At 75.4% G+C, this 14815-nt stretch carries 12 protein-coding genes; 7 read left to right on the top strand and 5 right to left on the bottom strand.

The annotated features are described in order from the left end of the window. Nucleotide 1 precedes the first annotated feature (1 nt). The gene (locus ABD347_RS10395; protein WP_344359372.1) at nucleotides 2-1237 is read left to right on the top strand and encodes a cation:proton antiporter; all 1236 of its coding nucleotides are present in this window, start codon (nucleotides 2-4) and stop codon (nucleotides 1235-1237) included. Between the two features lie 232 nt (nucleotides 1238-1469). Continuing rightward, nucleotides 1470-2588 carry a ribosome small subunit-dependent GTPase A gene (rsgA, locus tag ABD347_RS10390; RefSeq protein WP_344359370.1) on the top strand — a complete coding sequence of 373 codons (1119 nt, stop codon included), beginning with the start codon at nucleotides 1470-1472 and terminating at the stop codon, nucleotides 2586-2588. Between the two features lie 747 nt (nucleotides 2589-3335). Here the strand turns inward: rsgA and ABD347_RS10385 are convergent. Further along, on the bottom strand, nucleotides 3336-3818 hold the full coding sequence (locus ABD347_RS10385) for a DUF456 domain-containing protein (protein WP_344359368.1): 483 nt from the start codon (nucleotides 3816-3818) through the stop codon (nucleotides 3336-3338). A gap of 36 nt (nucleotides 3819-3854) precedes the next feature. Further along, entirely contained in the window at nucleotides 3855-4817 is a 963-nt protein-coding gene (locus ABD347_RS10380; protein WP_344359365.1) for a helix-turn-helix domain-containing protein, read from the bottom strand. 298 nt (nucleotides 4818-5115) lie between these two features. Here ABD347_RS10380 and ABD347_RS10375 point away from each other — a divergent pair, with 298 nt between their 5' ends. The 3 genes from ABD347_RS10375 (at nucleotide 5116) to ABD347_RS10365 (ending at nucleotide 9262) form a co-directional block, all read left to right on the top strand. After that, the gene (locus ABD347_RS10375) at nucleotides 5116-6351 is read left to right on the top strand and encodes a protein phosphatase 2C domain-containing protein (protein ID WP_344359363.1); all 1236 of its coding nucleotides are present in this window, start codon (nucleotides 5116-5118) and stop codon (nucleotides 6349-6351) included. Nucleotides 6352-6378: 27 nt separating this feature from the next. Continuing rightward, entirely contained in the window at nucleotides 6379-8121 is a 1743-nt protein-coding gene (locus ABD347_RS10370; protein WP_344359360.1) for a pyruvate dehydrogenase, read from the top strand. A gap of 670 nt (nucleotides 8122-8791) precedes the next feature. Continuing rightward, nucleotides 8792-9262 (top strand): ATP-binding protein, encoded by a 471-nt coding sequence (locus ABD347_RS10365; protein WP_425575617.1) that lies wholly within the window; start codon nucleotides 8792-8794, stop codon nucleotides 9260-9262. 44 nt (nucleotides 9263-9306) lie between these two features. Here ABD347_RS10365 and ABD347_RS10360 read toward each other — a convergent pair whose 3' ends face one another. Both ABD347_RS10360 and ABD347_RS10355 read right to left on the bottom strand, forming a co-directional pair. Continuing rightward, nucleotides 9307-10407 carry a DUF2637 domain-containing protein gene (locus tag ABD347_RS10360; RefSeq protein ID WP_344359358.1) on the bottom strand — a complete coding sequence of 367 codons (1101 nt, stop codon included), beginning with the start codon at nucleotides 10405-10407 and terminating at the stop codon, nucleotides 9307-9309. A 208-nt stretch (nucleotides 10408-10615) separates the two neighbouring features. Continuing rightward, entirely contained in the window at nucleotides 10616-11467 is an 852-nt protein-coding gene (locus ABD347_RS10355) for a (2Fe-2S)-binding protein (RefSeq protein ID WP_344359355.1), read from the bottom strand. Between the two features lie 152 nt (nucleotides 11468-11619). On the opposite strand from ABD347_RS10355, the gene ABD347_RS10350 reads away from it, so the two are divergent. Both ABD347_RS10350 and ABD347_RS10345 read left to right on the top strand, forming a co-directional pair. Then, nucleotides 11620-12363, top strand: coding sequence for a GntR family transcriptional regulator (locus tag ABD347_RS10350; protein ID WP_344359352.1), 744 nt, complete (start codon nucleotides 11620-11622; stop codon nucleotides 12361-12363). A 2-nt stretch (nucleotides 12364-12365) separates the two neighbouring features. Then, a complete protein-coding gene (locus ABD347_RS10345; protein WP_344359349.1) occupies nucleotides 12366-13517 on the top strand; it encodes a WD40 repeat domain-containing protein in 1152 nt (383 codons plus the stop codon). A gap of 228 nt (nucleotides 13518-13745) precedes the next feature. Here ABD347_RS10345 and ABD347_RS10340 read toward each other — a convergent pair whose 3' ends face one another. Next, nucleotides 13746-14522: a hypothetical protein gene (locus tag ABD347_RS10340; protein ID WP_344359347.1), complete on the bottom strand. Its 777-nt coding sequence runs from the start codon at nucleotides 14520-14522 to the stop codon at nucleotides 13746-13748. Between the last annotated feature and the right edge of the window lie 293 nt (nucleotides 14523-14815).

Genomic DNA, 14815 nt, shown 5'->3' with positions numbered 1-14815 from the left:
CATGCACAACACCACCGCACTCCTCATCGAGCTCGGGGCGCTCATCCTCGGCCTCGGCCTGATAGGCCGGTTCGCCGGACGCATCGGGCTCTCCCCGATCCCCCTGTACCTCCTCGCCGGACTGGCCTTCGGACACGGCGGACTGCTCCCGCTCACCGCCAGCGAGGACTTCGTCGCCGTCGGCGCCGAGATCGGCGTCATCCTGCTCCTGCTGCTCCTCGGCCTCGAATACAGCGCCAGCGAGCTCGTCACCAGCCTCAAGACGCAGTACCCGTCGGGCGCCGTCGACTTCGTCCTCAACGCCACCCCCGGCGCCGCCGCCGCGCTCCTCCTCGGCTGGGGGCCGGTCGCCGCCGTCGCCCTCGCCGGAATCACCTGGATCTCCTCCTCCGGCGTCATCGCCAAGGTCCTCACCGACCTCGGCCGGCTCGGCAACCGCGAGACCCCCGTCATCCTCGGCGTGCTCGTCATCGAGGACCTCTCGATGGCCGTCTACCTCCCGCTGCTCACCGCCCTCCTGGCGGGCGTCGGGCTCGCCGGCGGCAGCATCACCCTGGTCATCGCCCTCGGCACCGTCGGCCTCGTGCTGTACGTCGCGCTGAGACACGGCCGCCTCATCAGCCGCGCCGTCTCCTCCGACAACCCCGAGATGCTGCTGCTCGTCGTGCTCGGCCTGACCGTGCTCGTCGCCGGCATCGCCCAGCGGCTCCAGGTCTCCGCGGCGGTCGGCGCGTTCCTCGTCGGCATCGCCCTCTCCGGTGAGGTCGCGGAGGGCGCGCGCAAGCTGCTCACCCCGCTGCGCGACCTGTTCGCCGCCGTGTTCTTCGTCTTCTTCGGCCTGTCCACCGACCCGGCCGCCATCCCGCCGGTCCTGCTGCCCGCGCTGCTGCTCGCCGTGGCCACCGCCCTGACCAAGATCTTCACCGGCTGGTACGCGGCCCGGCGCGCCGGCATCGGCCCGCGCGGCCGGCTGCGGGCGGGCGGGGCGCTGGTCGCCCGCGGGGAGTTCTCCATCGTCATCGCCGGCCTCGCCGTCGGCACGGAACCCCGCATCGGACCCATCGCCACCGCCTACGTACTGATCCTGGTCATCCTCGGCCCGGTCACCGCCCGCTGGACCGAACCCGCCGTCCGGCGCCTGCGCGGGGTGCTCCGCCGCAGCCCCGGGCCGCGCGCCGATCCGCCGCCGGGCCACGAGGAGATCGCCGAGGCGTCCGAGGCACCCGCGGCGCACTGAAAAACCCTTGGCGCGTGCGCCGGGCGCCTGACTAAGGTGGGGCCGTTCCACGGATCCGCGGAACGGTGAGACGTCGAACCACGAGTGCTGAACAGGGAGGTGTGACCGATGGCTGTCATCGCGACGGGCGCTGCCCGCGACCAGACGTTCCTTCACTCCACCTCCGTGGCCACCGGCTGACACATCGCCCGCAGCGGGCGCCGTCCGGGGCCACCCTCGGAAGGGTCTCCCCTTGTCTCTCGTCTCCACTCCGTCGTCCTCCTCGTCCTCCTCCTCGCACGTCCTGTCCTCGTACGGCTGGGACGGCCGGTGGGAGGCGGCGTTCGCCCCCTACGCCGACCAGGGGCTCGTCCCCGGGCGGGTCGTACGGGTCGACCGCGGCCAGTGCGACGTCGTCACCGCGGACGGCACCGTCCGTGCCGACACCGCGTTCGTGGCCCCGCACGACCCCCTCCGGGTCATCTGCACCGGCGACTGGGCCGCCGTCGAGACCGCCGGCACCCCCTGTTACGTGCGGGCGTACCTGCCACGCCGGACCGCCTTCGTACGGTCCACCTCCTCCTCCCGGTCCGAGGGCCAGGTCCTCGCCGCCAACGTCGACCACGCGATCATCACCGTCCCGCTCTCCGTCGAGCTGGACCTCGGACGGATCGAACGGTTCCTCGCCCTCGCGTGGGAGTCGGGGGCCCAACCGCTCGTCGTCCTCACCAAGGCGGACCTGGTGCCCGACCCGGTCGGCCTGTCCTACCTCGTGCAGGACGTCGAGACGACCGCCCCAGGTGTGCAGGTGCTGCCGGTGAGCTCGACCGGCGGCGAAGGCGTCGACGTGCTCGCCGCCGTGGTCTCGGGCGGCACGAGCGTGCTGCTCGGCACCTCCGGCGCCGGCAAGTCGACCCTCGCCAACGCCCTGCTCGGCGAGGACGTCATGGCCGTCCAGGCCACGCGCGACGTCGACGGGAAGGGCCGGCACACCACCACCACCCGCAACCTCCTCGCCCTGCCGGGCGGTGGCGTCCTGATCGACACGCCGGGGCTGCGGGGCGTCGGCCTGTGGGACGCCGAGGCCGGTGTCGGTCAGGTCTTCGCCGAGATCGAGGAACTGGCGGAGGAGTGCCGCTTCCACGACTGCGCCCACCTCACGGAACCGGGCTGCGCGGTCCTCGCGGCCGTCGAGGCCGGCTCGCTGCCGGAGCGGCGGCTCGCCAGCTACCGCAAGTTGCTGCGCGAGAACCAGCGGATCGTCGCCAAGACCGACGCCCGTCTGCGGTCCGAGATCCTCAAGGACTGGAAGCGCAGGTCCGCCGCGGGCCGCGCGGCCATGGAGGCCAAACGCGGCGGCCGCAACCGCTGACGGTCCGCCCACCCGGCGGCCGCCCGCCTGCGCCCCGCCCGGCCGGCCGGCCGCCTGCGGGACGCGGTATCCGCAAGCCGCCGGAGGCGCGGTGCGGGGGCCCGGACCGGGCCCCGTGAGGGACGAGGAGGCCAGGTACCAGGCGGGCAGCGGCCGGGACGCCCGGTGCGACGGCGGGTTTCTTCCTCCCGACCGTCGCCCGGCGGCCGCGGCGCCTGTCCGACCCGGATGCCGACCGGTACGCGGTGGCCGAGCGGCTCGTCATCGACTCCGCCGACCCCGGGCGGCGGTGGCCCGGCCCGGCGGAGCCCGAGGAGTACGCGGGTGCGGGCACGCGTGGACCGGACGGAGGCCGAGCGGCCGGCCGAGGAGCACGCCCGCCGCTGGACGCGCCCGGCGGCAGGCTCCCATCACGTGTTCCGCGAACCCGGCGCGCTGCGGCACCACCCGGTGGCGTGGCCCTCGCCACGGCGCTCGCCACCGGCGAGGTAGGGCTTGATCCCGGGACGCCCGGGACACCCGGGACACCCGGGAGGTCCGGGAGATCCGGGAGGTCCGTGATACCTGGGACGCCCGGGCCCCGGCCGAGCGGGCGCCCCGCGCCGTGCCGGAGGCCAGCGCCCGGACCACGGCGCTCGTCCGGACGCGGGCGCCCGGCGGCCCGGACGTGGCGCCCGACGCCGAAGCGGACCGGGAGGAACGGCGCCTTGGCGCCCGTACCCGCGCGCCTCCCCGGCTGACGGCCGCTCAGCCGGCGAACACGGCGCCCACCCAGGCGCCGACGACCAGCAGGCACGCGAACAGCTCCACCAGCACGCTCGTCCCGATCGCCCGCATCACGGTCCGGGTGGACGTCACGGCCTGGCCGTGCCCGCCGAGCCGGAACCGCTCGCACAGGTAGATCCCGCCGACGTACCCGGGCACGGCCCCCACGACCGGCAGCAGGACGAACCCGAGCAGCGCGCCGACACCGGCGTACGCCACCATCCGCCGCGTCACGCCGACGCCGCGCAGCCGGCGCGCCGGGAGCTGCCAGACGACGACCTGCGTCACCAGCAGCAGCGCGGTGGAGCCGACGAGCAGCCACCAGGCCACACCGGTCCGCACGTGCAGCGACCACCACATCACCGCGGCCCACACCAGCCACGCGCCCGGCACGCCCGGAACGAGCGCGCCGAACAGTCCGAGCAGCATCACCAGCCCGGCCAGGAGCAGCTGCCACGCACCCATACCGCCAGCGTGCCGGACCGCCCCCGGTCCCGCAGATCAGGCGCGGGTCACCCACCCGCGCTCGTGGGCGTGCCAGCCCAACTGGAGGCGCGTCGTGACGCCCGCCAGCTCCATCAGCCCCTTCACCCGGCGCTGTACCGTTCGCAGGCCCAGGTCCAGCTGCTTGGCGACGCTCGCGTCCGTCAGGCCCGCCAGCAGCAGCGACAGGATCTCCAGGTCCGTGGCGTCCGGTCCCGCGGCGGCCTCCTCGGCGACCTCGCCCGCCATGCCCAGGCGCAGCGGCAGCGCCTCCCGCCACACCGCTTCGAACAGGGCCGTCAGCGACTCCAGCAGCCCGCTCGCGCGCGCCACCAGCGCCACCGGCTCCGTGCCCCGGGCCGTCAGCGGCACCATGCCCGTCGACCGGTCGGCCACCACCAACCGCGCCGGCACCCGGTCCGCCACCCGCACCCGCACGGACTCTTCACCGCCGAGCGCCGCCGACAGCGCGGCGGCGCCGCCCGGCAGCGACAGCACCTCCCGCTCCACCACCACCCGGTACGCCACACCCCGCGCCGACACCGGCACCGCGAGCGGGCTCCACGTGCCGAGGGCGCACACCTCTTCCGCCGCGCCCAGCCGGAGCTGGTCCAGCCGGTGCTCCACCGCGGCCGCGCCGGTCACCACCTCCACCAGGTCGGGCACGGCGGGCTCCGCCGCCTCCGCCCGGTACTCCTCCACCAGCCGGGTCGCCGCCGCCTCCGCCCGCTCCAGCTCGTGCCGCTGCCGCGTCAGCAGCGCGCCCAGCGCCACCCCCGGCGGCGCCGCCACCCACCGTCCGGCACACGCGGACGACCTGGCCGCCAGCCCGCGCGACTCCAGCCACCGCAGCGCCCGCAGGGTCTCCGGCTCCGGGAGGCCGAGCCGGTGCGCGAGGTCCGCCACGTCCGCCGCACCGAGCGCGACCAGCGCCCGGTAGGCCGCCTCCTGCCACTCGTCCAGCCCTATCGCCGCCAGCACCCCTGGTATCCCCTCGTCGCCCGCCGGCGCTCATCATCCCCGCGCGTCCCCGGCTCGTCCACGACACGTTCGCGGGTTCCTCCGGGACCGCTCTCAGTACGTGGACATTCTGTTCACGATTTGACGAAAGCGGTTACTCTCAAGGCCTGCGTCACCACCGGACCGTGGTCCGCGCGTATGACGTGCGTCGATCACGCCGGTCCGCCGGGCGTCCTTCCCGTGGGGGGTGGGGCCGCCCGGCGGACCACTTTTCCCGATGCCCGTTTTCGTACGCCCCCGGCGGTCGAGAATGAGGGGCATGAGCCCACAGGGGGAGAGGCCCACCACCGGCGAGGACGACTGGTGGGACAAGCTGTACGACGCCACCGCGGAGGACCCGGCCCCCGCCGGGCCGGGCGACAGGCTCGACGACCGTTTCGATTCGGCGTCCGGTGCCGTCGCCGCGGGCCCACCGGGCCGGAGCCGCGCCCCCTGGGAACCGAAGGACCCGGCGGACGGACCACCGAGCACCCCGCGCACGTTCCCCGGCGGCCCGCGCCCGCCCCGCCTGCCGCGGCCGCGTGTGGAGCATCTCGGTGAGGGCCCGCCCACCTATGAACCCGAACCGACCGCCCTGCCCCCGGCCCGGGCCGACGCGCTGGACGAGCTCGTCGCCGACACCGTGCTGGACGGCGCCCGCTACGGGACGTACACGCTGCGGGCCGCGTCCGTACGGGGCGACTCCGCGCGCCACCGGGGCGAACCCCGCCGCGACGCGCTGCTCACCGCCCGCTTCGGCTCCGGCGAGGCCGCGCTCGTACTGGTCGCCGTCGCCACCGGGCCCCGGGGAGCCGCGGGCGCCCACCTCGCCGCCGCCGACGCCTGCCGCTGGATCGGCGAAGCCGTCGGGCGCAGCCACGAGCGGCTCTCCGAGGACATCCGCGCCGGCCGCCGCCGCGACCTCAAGTCCGGCCTGCACCGGTTGACCGACCGCTCCCACGGCAGGCTCCGCGCCCGCGCCGCCGGCCTCGGCCTGGCACCGGGGGAGTACACCGCCGGGCTGCGCTGCCTGCTGCTGACAGCCGACCCGGGCTGCCGCACCCGGGTCTTCTTCGGCGTCGGCGAGGGCGGGCTCTTCCGGCTCCGCGACGGCGTCTGGCAGGACATCGAACCGTCCGTCCCCGAACCGGCCGCGCTCACCGGGGAGCCCGTCATCGGTTACGGCTCGCCGCCGGCCGAGACCGAGCAGGGCGGCCGGGCGACCATGGACCTCGGCATCACGACGCCCCCGGCCCCGTACGTGGAGGACCCCGTCCAGCCACCCGCCGAACCGTTCCGCTTCCGGGCCGCCGTCGCCCGGCCGGGCGACACGCTGCTGCTCGCCGGCCCCGGGCTGGCCGAGCCCCTGCGGGGCGAGCCCGCCCTCGCCGAGGAACTCGCCGGGCGCTGGGCGACGGGCGAACCGCCCGGCCTGGCGCAGTTCCTCGCGGACACCCAGCTGAGGGTGAAGGGCTACGCCGATGACCGTACGGGTGTGGCCATCTGGGAGGCGTGACCGCGTACGCCGTGACTTGATGGACGCATGGCCAAACAGAATGTGGCAGAACAGTTCGTCGACATCCTGGTCCGCGCCGGCGTGCGGCGGCTGTACGGGGTCGTCGGGGACAGCCTGAACCCCGTTGTCGACGCCATCCGCCGTACCCGCGCCATCGACTGGATCCAGGTCCGGCACGAGGAGACCGCCGCGTTCGCGGCCGGCGCCGAGGCCCAGATCACCGGCGGTCTCGCCGCCTGCGCCGGCTCCTGCGGGCCCGGGAACCTCCATCTCATCAACGGTCTCTACGACGCGCACCGCTCGATGGCCCCCGTGCTGGCCCTCGCCTCCCACATCCCCTCCAGCGAGATCGGGCTCGGCTACTTCCAGGAGACGCACCCCGACCGGCTGTTCCAGGAGTGCAGCCACTACAGCGAACTGATCTCCAGCCCCAAGCAGATGCCCCGGCTGCTCCAGACGGCCATCCAGCACGCCGTCGGCCGCGGTGGCGTCAGCGTGGTCTCCCTGCCCGGTGACATCGCCGCCGAGCAGGCCCCGGAGAAGGCGGTCGAGCACGCGCTCGTCACCTCGCGCCCGACCGTCCGCCCCGGCGACGCGGAGATCGACGCCCTGGTCCGGCTCATCGACGACGCCGACAGGGTCACGCTGTTCTGCGGCAGCGGCACGAAGGGCGCGCACGCGGAGGTGATGCAGTTCGCCGAGCGGATCAAGGCACCCGTCGGGCACGCCCTGCGCGGCAAGGAATGGATCCAGTACGACAACCCCTACGACGTGGGTATGAGCGGACTCCTCGGCTACGGCGCCGCCTACGAGGCCACGCACGAGTGCGACCTGCTGATCCTGCTGGGCACCGACTTCCCGTACAACGCCTTCCTGCCCGACGACGTGAAGATCGTCCAGGTGGACGTGCGGCCCGAGCACCTCGGCCGCCGCTCCAAGCTCGACCTCGCCGTCTGGGGCGACGTGCGCGAGACCCTGCGCTGCCTCACCCCCCGCGTACGGGCCAAGACGGACCGCGGGTTCCTCGACAAGATGCTCGAGAAGCACGCCGACGCGCTGGAGGGGGTCGTCAAGGCGTACACCCGCAAGGTGGAGAAGCACACCCCGATCCACCCCGAGTACGTGGCGGCCGTCCTCGACGAGATCGCCGACGACGACGCGGTCTTCACCGTCGACACCGGCATGTGCAACGTGTGGGCGGCCCGCTACCTCACTCCCAACGGGCGCCGCCGGATCATCGGTTCGTTCAGCCACGGCTCGATGGCCAACGCCCTGCCGCAGGCGATCGGCGCGCAGTTCACCGACCGCAGGCGCCAGGTCGTCTCCATGTCCGGCGACGGCGGGTTCTCCATGCTGATGGGCGACTTCCTCACTCTCGTCCAGCACGACCTGCCGGTGAAGGTCGTGCTGTTCGACAACTCCTCGCTGGGCATGGTCGAGTTGGAGATGCTGGTGGCCGGCCTGCCCCCGCACGGCACCGCCAACCACAACCCCGACTTCGCCGCGATCGCCCGCGCCGCCGGGGCGTACGGCGCGCGGGTGGAGAAGCCCAAGGAGCTCGCCGGCGCGCTGAAGGCCGCCTTCAGGCACAAGGGCCCGGCGCTCGTCGACGTCGTCACCGACCCCAACGCGCTCTCCATCCCCCCGAAGATCAAGGCGGAGATGGTGACCGGCTTCGCCCTGTCCGCCAGCAAGATCGTGCTGGACGGAGGAGTGGGCCGGATGCTCCAGATGGCCCGCTCCAACCTGCGCAACGTCCCCAGGCCCTGACCAGCCGCGGGGCGACGGGCCGCACCGGCCGCGGCCCCGGCACCAGGCGCTGCGGAGCCTCGGGCGGCGGCCGCTCCGGCGTCCCGGCGCCCGGGACCGCGCTCCGGGCACCGCGCCCCGGGCACGCGCGCCGGTGGCCGGGGACAGGCCCGGGTACCGCGCTCCGGTGGCCGCCTCCGTCCGGCGTCCGTCCCGGCGCCCGGGCACCGCGCCCCGGGCACCGCGCCCCGGGCACCGCGCCCCGGGCACCGCGCCCCGGTGGCCGGGACCAGTCGGTGGACCGGGGCGGGCGCGGCGCCGTGCCGGGCGCGAACGTCTCGTACGGGCCTCCAGCGCCTCGCCGGAGGGGCGTGGCCTGCCGGCCGGGGGTGCCGGACAGCTGGGGGTGTGCCCGTCGGGACGCGGGCGGGGCTCCCGCGCGGGGCGCACGTACTGGCGCATGGCCGCTTCCAGGTGCCTCCAGCAGGTGGCGGTCGTCCCGTACCACGGCTCCTCCTCCTCTCGGGCACCGCGCGGTCTCCACTCCGCCCGGCCAGCCGGAGGCTTACCCCGATGCGCCCCCCTGGCGCCCCCGGGACCGGCGGATGCCAGGCGTGACGGGGTGTAGGCGAGGGCATGCATCCCGTGAACGTGTTCGAGGGGAAGGGCCGACGACGTGCGGGTGGGGGAGATGATGGGACGTCAGGGAGGGGCTGGATCCGTCACCGACGGGCTGGTACCCGGGGCGGAGCGGCACGGCCGGTCGGTGCAGTGGCGCCGCCATGTGGCGGGCGCGGATCTGTCGGCGGTGCCGGGGGTGCGATGCGCGCTCCGCGAGCTGCTGCGGCACTGGGGCGAACCGGGGGTCCCGGACGTCGCGGAGCTGCTGACCAGCGAGCTGGTCACCAACGCGCTGATACACACCGAGCACGGCGCGGTGGTCACGGCCACCATGACCCCCAGGACGCTCCGGGTGGAGGTACGGGACTTCGCCACCGCCCTGCCGACCCCGTACGCCCCCGCGATCGACGACGGTACGCACGGCAGAGGCCTCGTCCTGGTGCAGGCGCTCGCCGACGCGTGGGGGGTGCTCACTCACGGGGTGGGGAAGGTCGTCTGGTTCGAGCTGACCAGCCGCCCCGCCGGACCCGTCGGCGTGTAAGGGGAGAGGCCCGCCCGACCGGCGGGCCCGCCCTTCGGGACCGGTCAGCCGAACTGCTGCTCCAGGTCCTTGAGTTTCCGCTCCAGCGAGTCGAGCCGGGGCAGTGTCTGTGTGTCGTCTTCGGCGGTGAGGTCGACCGTGCGGGGCGGGTCAGCGCCCTTCACGGCCTGGAGGGAGGGCCGGGACCGAGGCGGCAGGTGTCCCCGCTCGGATATGGCGGGCTCCGCGACGGACGCCCCGACGGCGGCCGGGGCGGAGCTCCCCATGGAGTTCGCGGAGCCCACGGCCTGGACGTCGACCTGGGCGGCGCTCATCGCCGGGACGTCGACCTGACGGCCGCCCCGCCCCAGGCCCCAGGCCCGGTGCTGGCGGTTGAAGGCCTTCAGGCGCGCCCGCTCCATCTTCCGGTGCTCGCGCTGCCGCTGCCGGTCCTGCTCCTTCCGGCGCCGGTCCTCGCGGACCTCGTCGACCGCCTCGTCCAGGGTGCGTACGCCTTCCAGGAGCATCAGCGACCAGGCGCCGAACGTCTCGCGGGGCGCCCTCAGCCACCGTACGATCCGGATCTGCGGCAGCGGGCGGGGCACCAGGCCCTGCTCCCGCAGCGCCGAGCGGCGGGTCTGCTTCAGTGCCCGGTCGAACAGCACGGCCGCCGACAGCGACATGCCCGCGAAGAAGTGCGGGGCACCCGCGTGACCGATACCGCGCGGCGCGTGCACCCAGTTGAACCAGGCGGCCGCGCCGGCGAACGTCCACACCAGCAGGCGCGAGCCGAGCGCCGCGTCCCCGTGGCTGGCCTCGCGCACCGCGAGGACAGAGCAGAACATGGCGGCACCGTCGAGGCCGAAGGGAACCAGGTACTCCCAGCCTCCCGTGAGGCTCAGGTTCTGCCGGCCGAAGCCGACCAGTCCGTGGAAGGAGAGGGCGGCGGCGACCGCCGCGCAGCAGAAGAGGAGCAGATAGGAGGCGGTGCCGTAGACCGCTTCCTTGCGGCGGCGGCGCTCCTCGCTGCGCTCCCAGGAGTCCTCGGCCGCGGCCTTGTCGCCGACGCGCCTGCCGCGCGTCACCACCGCCACCGCCGCCAGGACTCCCACCAGCATCACGCCGCCCGGAAGCAGCCAGTCCAGCGATATGTCGGTCAGTCTCATGCGGTGTCCCTTGCATCGCTCGCGGTAGGGCGTTCGGGCGCCATAGTGGCCGAACGCCGCCGAGCCCCACGCGGTTTCGGGGCAAGAGAACGCCATTGGGGCCGCAGGGCATACGAATAGGTGCGATCCGCTCGAACGGCCGTCTGCGGGAAGGGAGTTGTGTTCGATTCACGCCACTCGGGAGGGTGGCGTGGAGCTCAGCCGGAGGTCACGCGGATGCGCTCAACCTGGCGACACGGTCGGCGTCGCACGTACGCGGACAGGTGACACAGGTGTCCTCGGGGCGCAGGGTGTAGAAGAGGCAGCAGCTCGCCCGGTCGCGGGTCGGCAGCGGTGTGCCGTCCGGACCTGTCAGCTCACGGAACCCGGCCGTGCCGACGTACGGCTTCGCCCCACCCGCCCCCGGCAGCAGCCGTCCCAGCTCCGCCATGGCGCGGGGCTCCTCGCCCAGCAGGTGCCCGACGTACCACAGGCCCTCGACGATCTCGTCGGTCGCCATCCCCCACAGGGCCCGCTTCCCGCGCCGCATCCGCGGCCCGAAGCCCTCCAGCACCGGCCCCAGATGCTCGGCGACGGCCGCCCGCACCTCCCCGCGCAGCGCCTCCTCGTCCGGGACGACCAGCGCTCCGGGCAGCGCCGCGGCGGGGTCGCCGGGGAGGCAGGCGAATTCCCGCACCCGTACCGTCATCCGGCCGAGCGCCCGCTGGAAGGCCACGTCACCGACCGGCAGGCGCGGCACCCGGCGGTGCAGGAACCACGGCACGGTGATCAGGAGACAGGCCGGCCACGCGTACCGGTGCAGACCGAAGCTGGCGACGACGTCGGGACGCGCCTGCTGCCCGTAGTCCCGCAGCACCTGCGCGTTGTCCCAGGCGAGGAAGGCGTCCAGGGCGGCGCCGCCCGCCGCCAGCTCGTCCGCCCCCACCCAGCCGGCACCGCGCGGTGCCTGTTCGTCGTCGGCCAGCTGACGCACGCGCAGCCCGGGGAAGACCTCCGTGAGGCGTGCGTAGGCGTCCGTGACGGGCGAGGCCAGGGCGGGAAGGAGGGCGGAAACGGGCATGCGGGGGACCACCGAATCGCGATCGTTAGCAGGTAAGCCTTACCTTACCCGATTTGATCGATGTGTGGACGGCGCTCCTGTGCGCCTATCGTGCACAGGGGCCCCGTCCACCGCGAGCCGGGCCCTCGGCACCCATCGCCAGGAGGACCCGAGTGGAGCAGGGCAGAACGCGCGACGCCGCGCCGTCGGACCCGGCGCCCGAGCCGCACGGCCTCGACCGGGTACCCGGGCAGACCCGCGGCGAACACACCCACGGCGAGCCCCCCGCCCCTCGCCTCGTCCGGCGCCACTCCGTGCGCGGCCAGATCCTCGACGCCCTGCGCGAGGCCCTCGTCGGTGGCGAGCTGGTCCCCGGCGAGGTCTACTCCGCGCCCGCCCTGGGCGCCCGCTTCGGCGTCTCCGCCACCCCCGTGCGCGAGGCCATGCAGCAGCTCGCGACCGAGGGCGCCGTCGAGGTCGTACCGAACCGGGGCTTCCGGGTCACCGCACGCACCCCGCGCGAACTGGCCGAACTCGCCGAGGTCCGCGCCCTGCTCGAGGTTCCCGTCATGCTGCGCCTGGCCCGCACCGTCCCGGCCGACCGCTGGAGCGAGCTGCGGCCCCTGGCCGAGGCCACCTCCGCCGCGGCGGCCCGCGGCGACCGCGCCCACTACGCGGAGTCCGACCGCGTCTTCCACCGCTCCGTCCTCGCCCTGGCCGGCAACCAGCAGCTGGTCGCCCTCGCGGAGGACCTGCACCGCCGGTCCCAGTGGCCCCTCGTGGCCGGCCCGGCGATCCGGCGGGCCGACCTGGTCGCGGACGCGGCGGAACACTCGGCGCTGCTGGACGCGCTGATCGCCCAGGATCTCGCGGTCGTCCAGTCGCTGGTGCGCGAGCACTTCACCGGCGGTAAGTGAGGATGCGCGGCGCCGTGTGGGAGGTGGCGAACCGGCTCGGTGTCGTCGCCGGGACACCCGCCGAACTGTTCTCCGCGCTGCTGGCCGGTCCGCGCCGCACCGTCCGGGTGGCCCTGCCCCCGGACCACGCGCTGGTACGGACCCTCCGCCCCCTCGGCCATGTGGACCTGGTCGTCGACGAGCCCCGGGAGCCACCCCCCGCGGCGCCCTCCGACCTCGACGACCCGGCCGCGATCTGCGCGGCCGACCCCGTCGGCGTCACCCGGGCGTACGAGGCCGACCCCGCCCCCCGCGGCGGCCTGCGCTCCGCCTGGCTGCGCGCGGGCCAGTCGCTCCTCCGTGACCAGGACCCCGCCGACCGCGCCCTCGTGCTGCTCGCCGCCCTGGACGACGCGGCCGACCCGAGACTGGCCCGGGCTCTCACGCGGCAGGCCGCCGGAGCGCCGTGGGGCCTCGCGTGGTCGTCCCGGAGGCCCTGCACGGCCCTGACGACCACGCCGGACGGGCGGCTGGTGGTGTGGGAGGACCGCGTCCTGGCGGTCGCGTGCCTCCCGGACGGTACGCGGACGGCGCTGGACGAGCGCGGCCGCCTGCGTACCCGGGGCGGCCCGGCGACCCGGTTGACGGACGCGGTGGCGGCGACCCTGGCGAGCCACCCCGCCACCGCCCTCGCCGCCGCGGGTGGCACGGTGCTGACGGGCGACCGGATGGGCACCGTCCACGCGTTCGGCCTGGACGGTCTGGAGCAGGCGGCGCTGCACTCGGGTCGCGTCACCGCGCTGACGGCGACGGCGCCCGTGGGCCCGGTGGCGACGGCGTGCCCGGCGATGGCGGCGGGCCCCGTGGCGTCGCCGCCGCCCGCCCCGTTCATGGTCTACAGCGGCGGAGCGGACGGCACGGTACGCGCCTGGTGCCCGGGCCGGGCACCCGGCCGGGAGCCGGTGGCGGACCGTCCGTACCCGGTCGTCGCCCTGCACGCCAGGGGCGGGCTCCTCGCGGTCGCCTGGGCGGACGGCCTCGCCGAGCTCCACCACCTCGGCCCGGGCCGGGCCGTCCCCTTCCGGCCCGGCCCCCGCATCCGCGCGGTGGCCGTGACGGCCGACGGCTCCCTGGCTGTCGGGCTGGACGACGCGGTGCTGTGCCTGTGCGAGTGACCGGCGCCGACCGGCCGGTGCGGGCCCGCCGCCGGACGCCTCCCGCTCCCGTACCGGGGCGGCCGGAACGTCCAGCGGCCGCCGGCCACGCACGGGCGGCAGGGAGGGACGCGGCCGGAGCACCTCCGGGCGGGGCGCCTCGGCCGGCACGGTGAGGAACGCCCCCGCCCGGCCCGGGGAGCACACGGGCCGGCGCCGCTCACGGGCCGTTGTGAGCGGCGCCGGCCTTCATGCCGCGGCCGGTGGCGCCAACCGGCCGGCCAGCCACGTGGGTACGCCGCCGAGCAGCTGGAACAGCCGCCGTGCCTCCGCGCGCAGCCGCGTCGCCTCCGGTTCGGGTTCGGCGTCGGCCAGGGCCACCAGCGCCGGGGCCGTACCGACCAGGTAGCCGAGCTCCTCGCGCAGCCGCAGCGACTCGGCGAAGCCGTGCCGGGCCTCCGCCACGTCGCCGTCGTGCAGGGCCAGTCCGGCCAGGTGCCGCCACGTGGCGGAGAGCAGCAGGGCGTCGCCCAGGGCGGTGGCGCCCGCGTGGGCGCGGCGGTACGCGGCGCGGGCGGCCTGCGGGGAGTCGCCGAGGTTCTGCGCGACCAGCCCGCGCCGGTAGTCCAGCAGCGGGCGGCCGGGCGCGGAGGGGGCGATGAGCGCCGCCGCGCGGCCGAGCGCCGCGCGCGCCTCGTCGGCCCGGTCCCGTACGCCGAGCAGGGTCGACGCGTAGGCGAGATGGCCCCGCTCGCAGGCGGCCGCGCCGCGCTCGTCGTCCCCCTGGGCGATCGCCTCGGCCGCGCGCAGGGCGTCCTCCGCCTCGGCCCAGCCCTGCTCTGTGTAGAGGCACCGCTCGATCAGCAGCGACGCGCGCTGGAGGGCGACGGCCGGGTCGGCCGCGCCGGGCGCGAGGAGGGACGCCGCGTCACTCCAGCAGCCGCGCGAACGCAGCCGCCATACCGCGGTCTGGAGGGGATCGTCGCTTGCGGTCGTTCCGGAACCAGACATGGCGGTATGCGCCACATTGCCCTCCCCGAGCGCGCCATCGAGCTGTTGAGTCCGATGAATCTCAGCATGGAACGGACGCCCGGCCAAGAGGGTCAGGTGAATTCATTCACAATCGCCGGGCGAGGGCGGGCCCGGCGTGCCGGGCCCGGCACGGCCTCCGGCCGCCGCCGTCGTTCCACACGAACGAGTGAAGGCCGCCGCGGCGGCCGGGCGGTCCGCGCGCGGCGACGGAACCGCCCGCGGTGCGGGGGATTCGCGCGGGCGCTTTCCGTGCGAGGGTGAGGCATGGCGAGGGCGCGCGGTCGGCG

Origin of the sequence: Streptomyces gobitricini (assembly GCF_039532985.1) — a bacterium.
Classification (GTDB): Bacteria; Actinomycetota; Actinomycetes; order Streptomycetales; family Streptomycetaceae; genus Streptomyces; species Streptomyces gobitricini.
The sequence above is the reverse complement of the archived record's forward strand: the minus strand, read 5'-3'. Positions and strand labels throughout refer to the sequence as shown.

Bases quoted from the DNA above. Each gene is read 5' to 3' on its own strand.
- ABD347_RS10370 (WP_344359360.1), top strand. From the start codon at position 6,379: ATGGCCAAACAGAATGTGGCAGAACAGTTCGTCGACATCCTGGTCCGC.
- ABD347_RS10385 (WP_344359368.1), bottom strand. From the start codon at position 3,818: ATGGGTGCGTGGCAGCTGCTCCTGGCCGGGCTGGTGATGCTGCTCGGA.
- ABD347_RS10355 (WP_344359355.1), bottom strand. From the start codon at position 11,467: ATGCCCGTTTCCGCCCTCCTTCCCGCCCTGGCCTCGCCCGTCACGGAC.
- ABD347_RS10395 (WP_344359372.1), top strand. From the start codon at position 2: ATGCACAACACCACCGCACTCCTCATCGAGCTCGGGGCGCTCATCCTC.
- ABD347_RS10360 (WP_344359358.1), bottom strand. From the start codon at position 10,407: ATGAGACTGACCGACATATCGCTGGACTGGCTGCTTCCGGGCGGCGTG.
- ABD347_RS10365 (WP_425575617.1), top strand. From the start codon at position 8,792: ATGATGGGACGTCAGGGAGGGGCTGGATCCGTCACCGACGGGCTGGTA.
- ABD347_RS10345 (WP_344359349.1), top strand. From the start codon at position 12,366: ATGCGCGGCGCCGTGTGGGAGGTGGCGAACCGGCTCGGTGTCGTCGCC.
- ABD347_RS10375 (WP_344359363.1), top strand. From the start codon at position 5,116: ATGAGCCCACAGGGGGAGAGGCCCACCACCGGCGAGGACGACTGGTGG.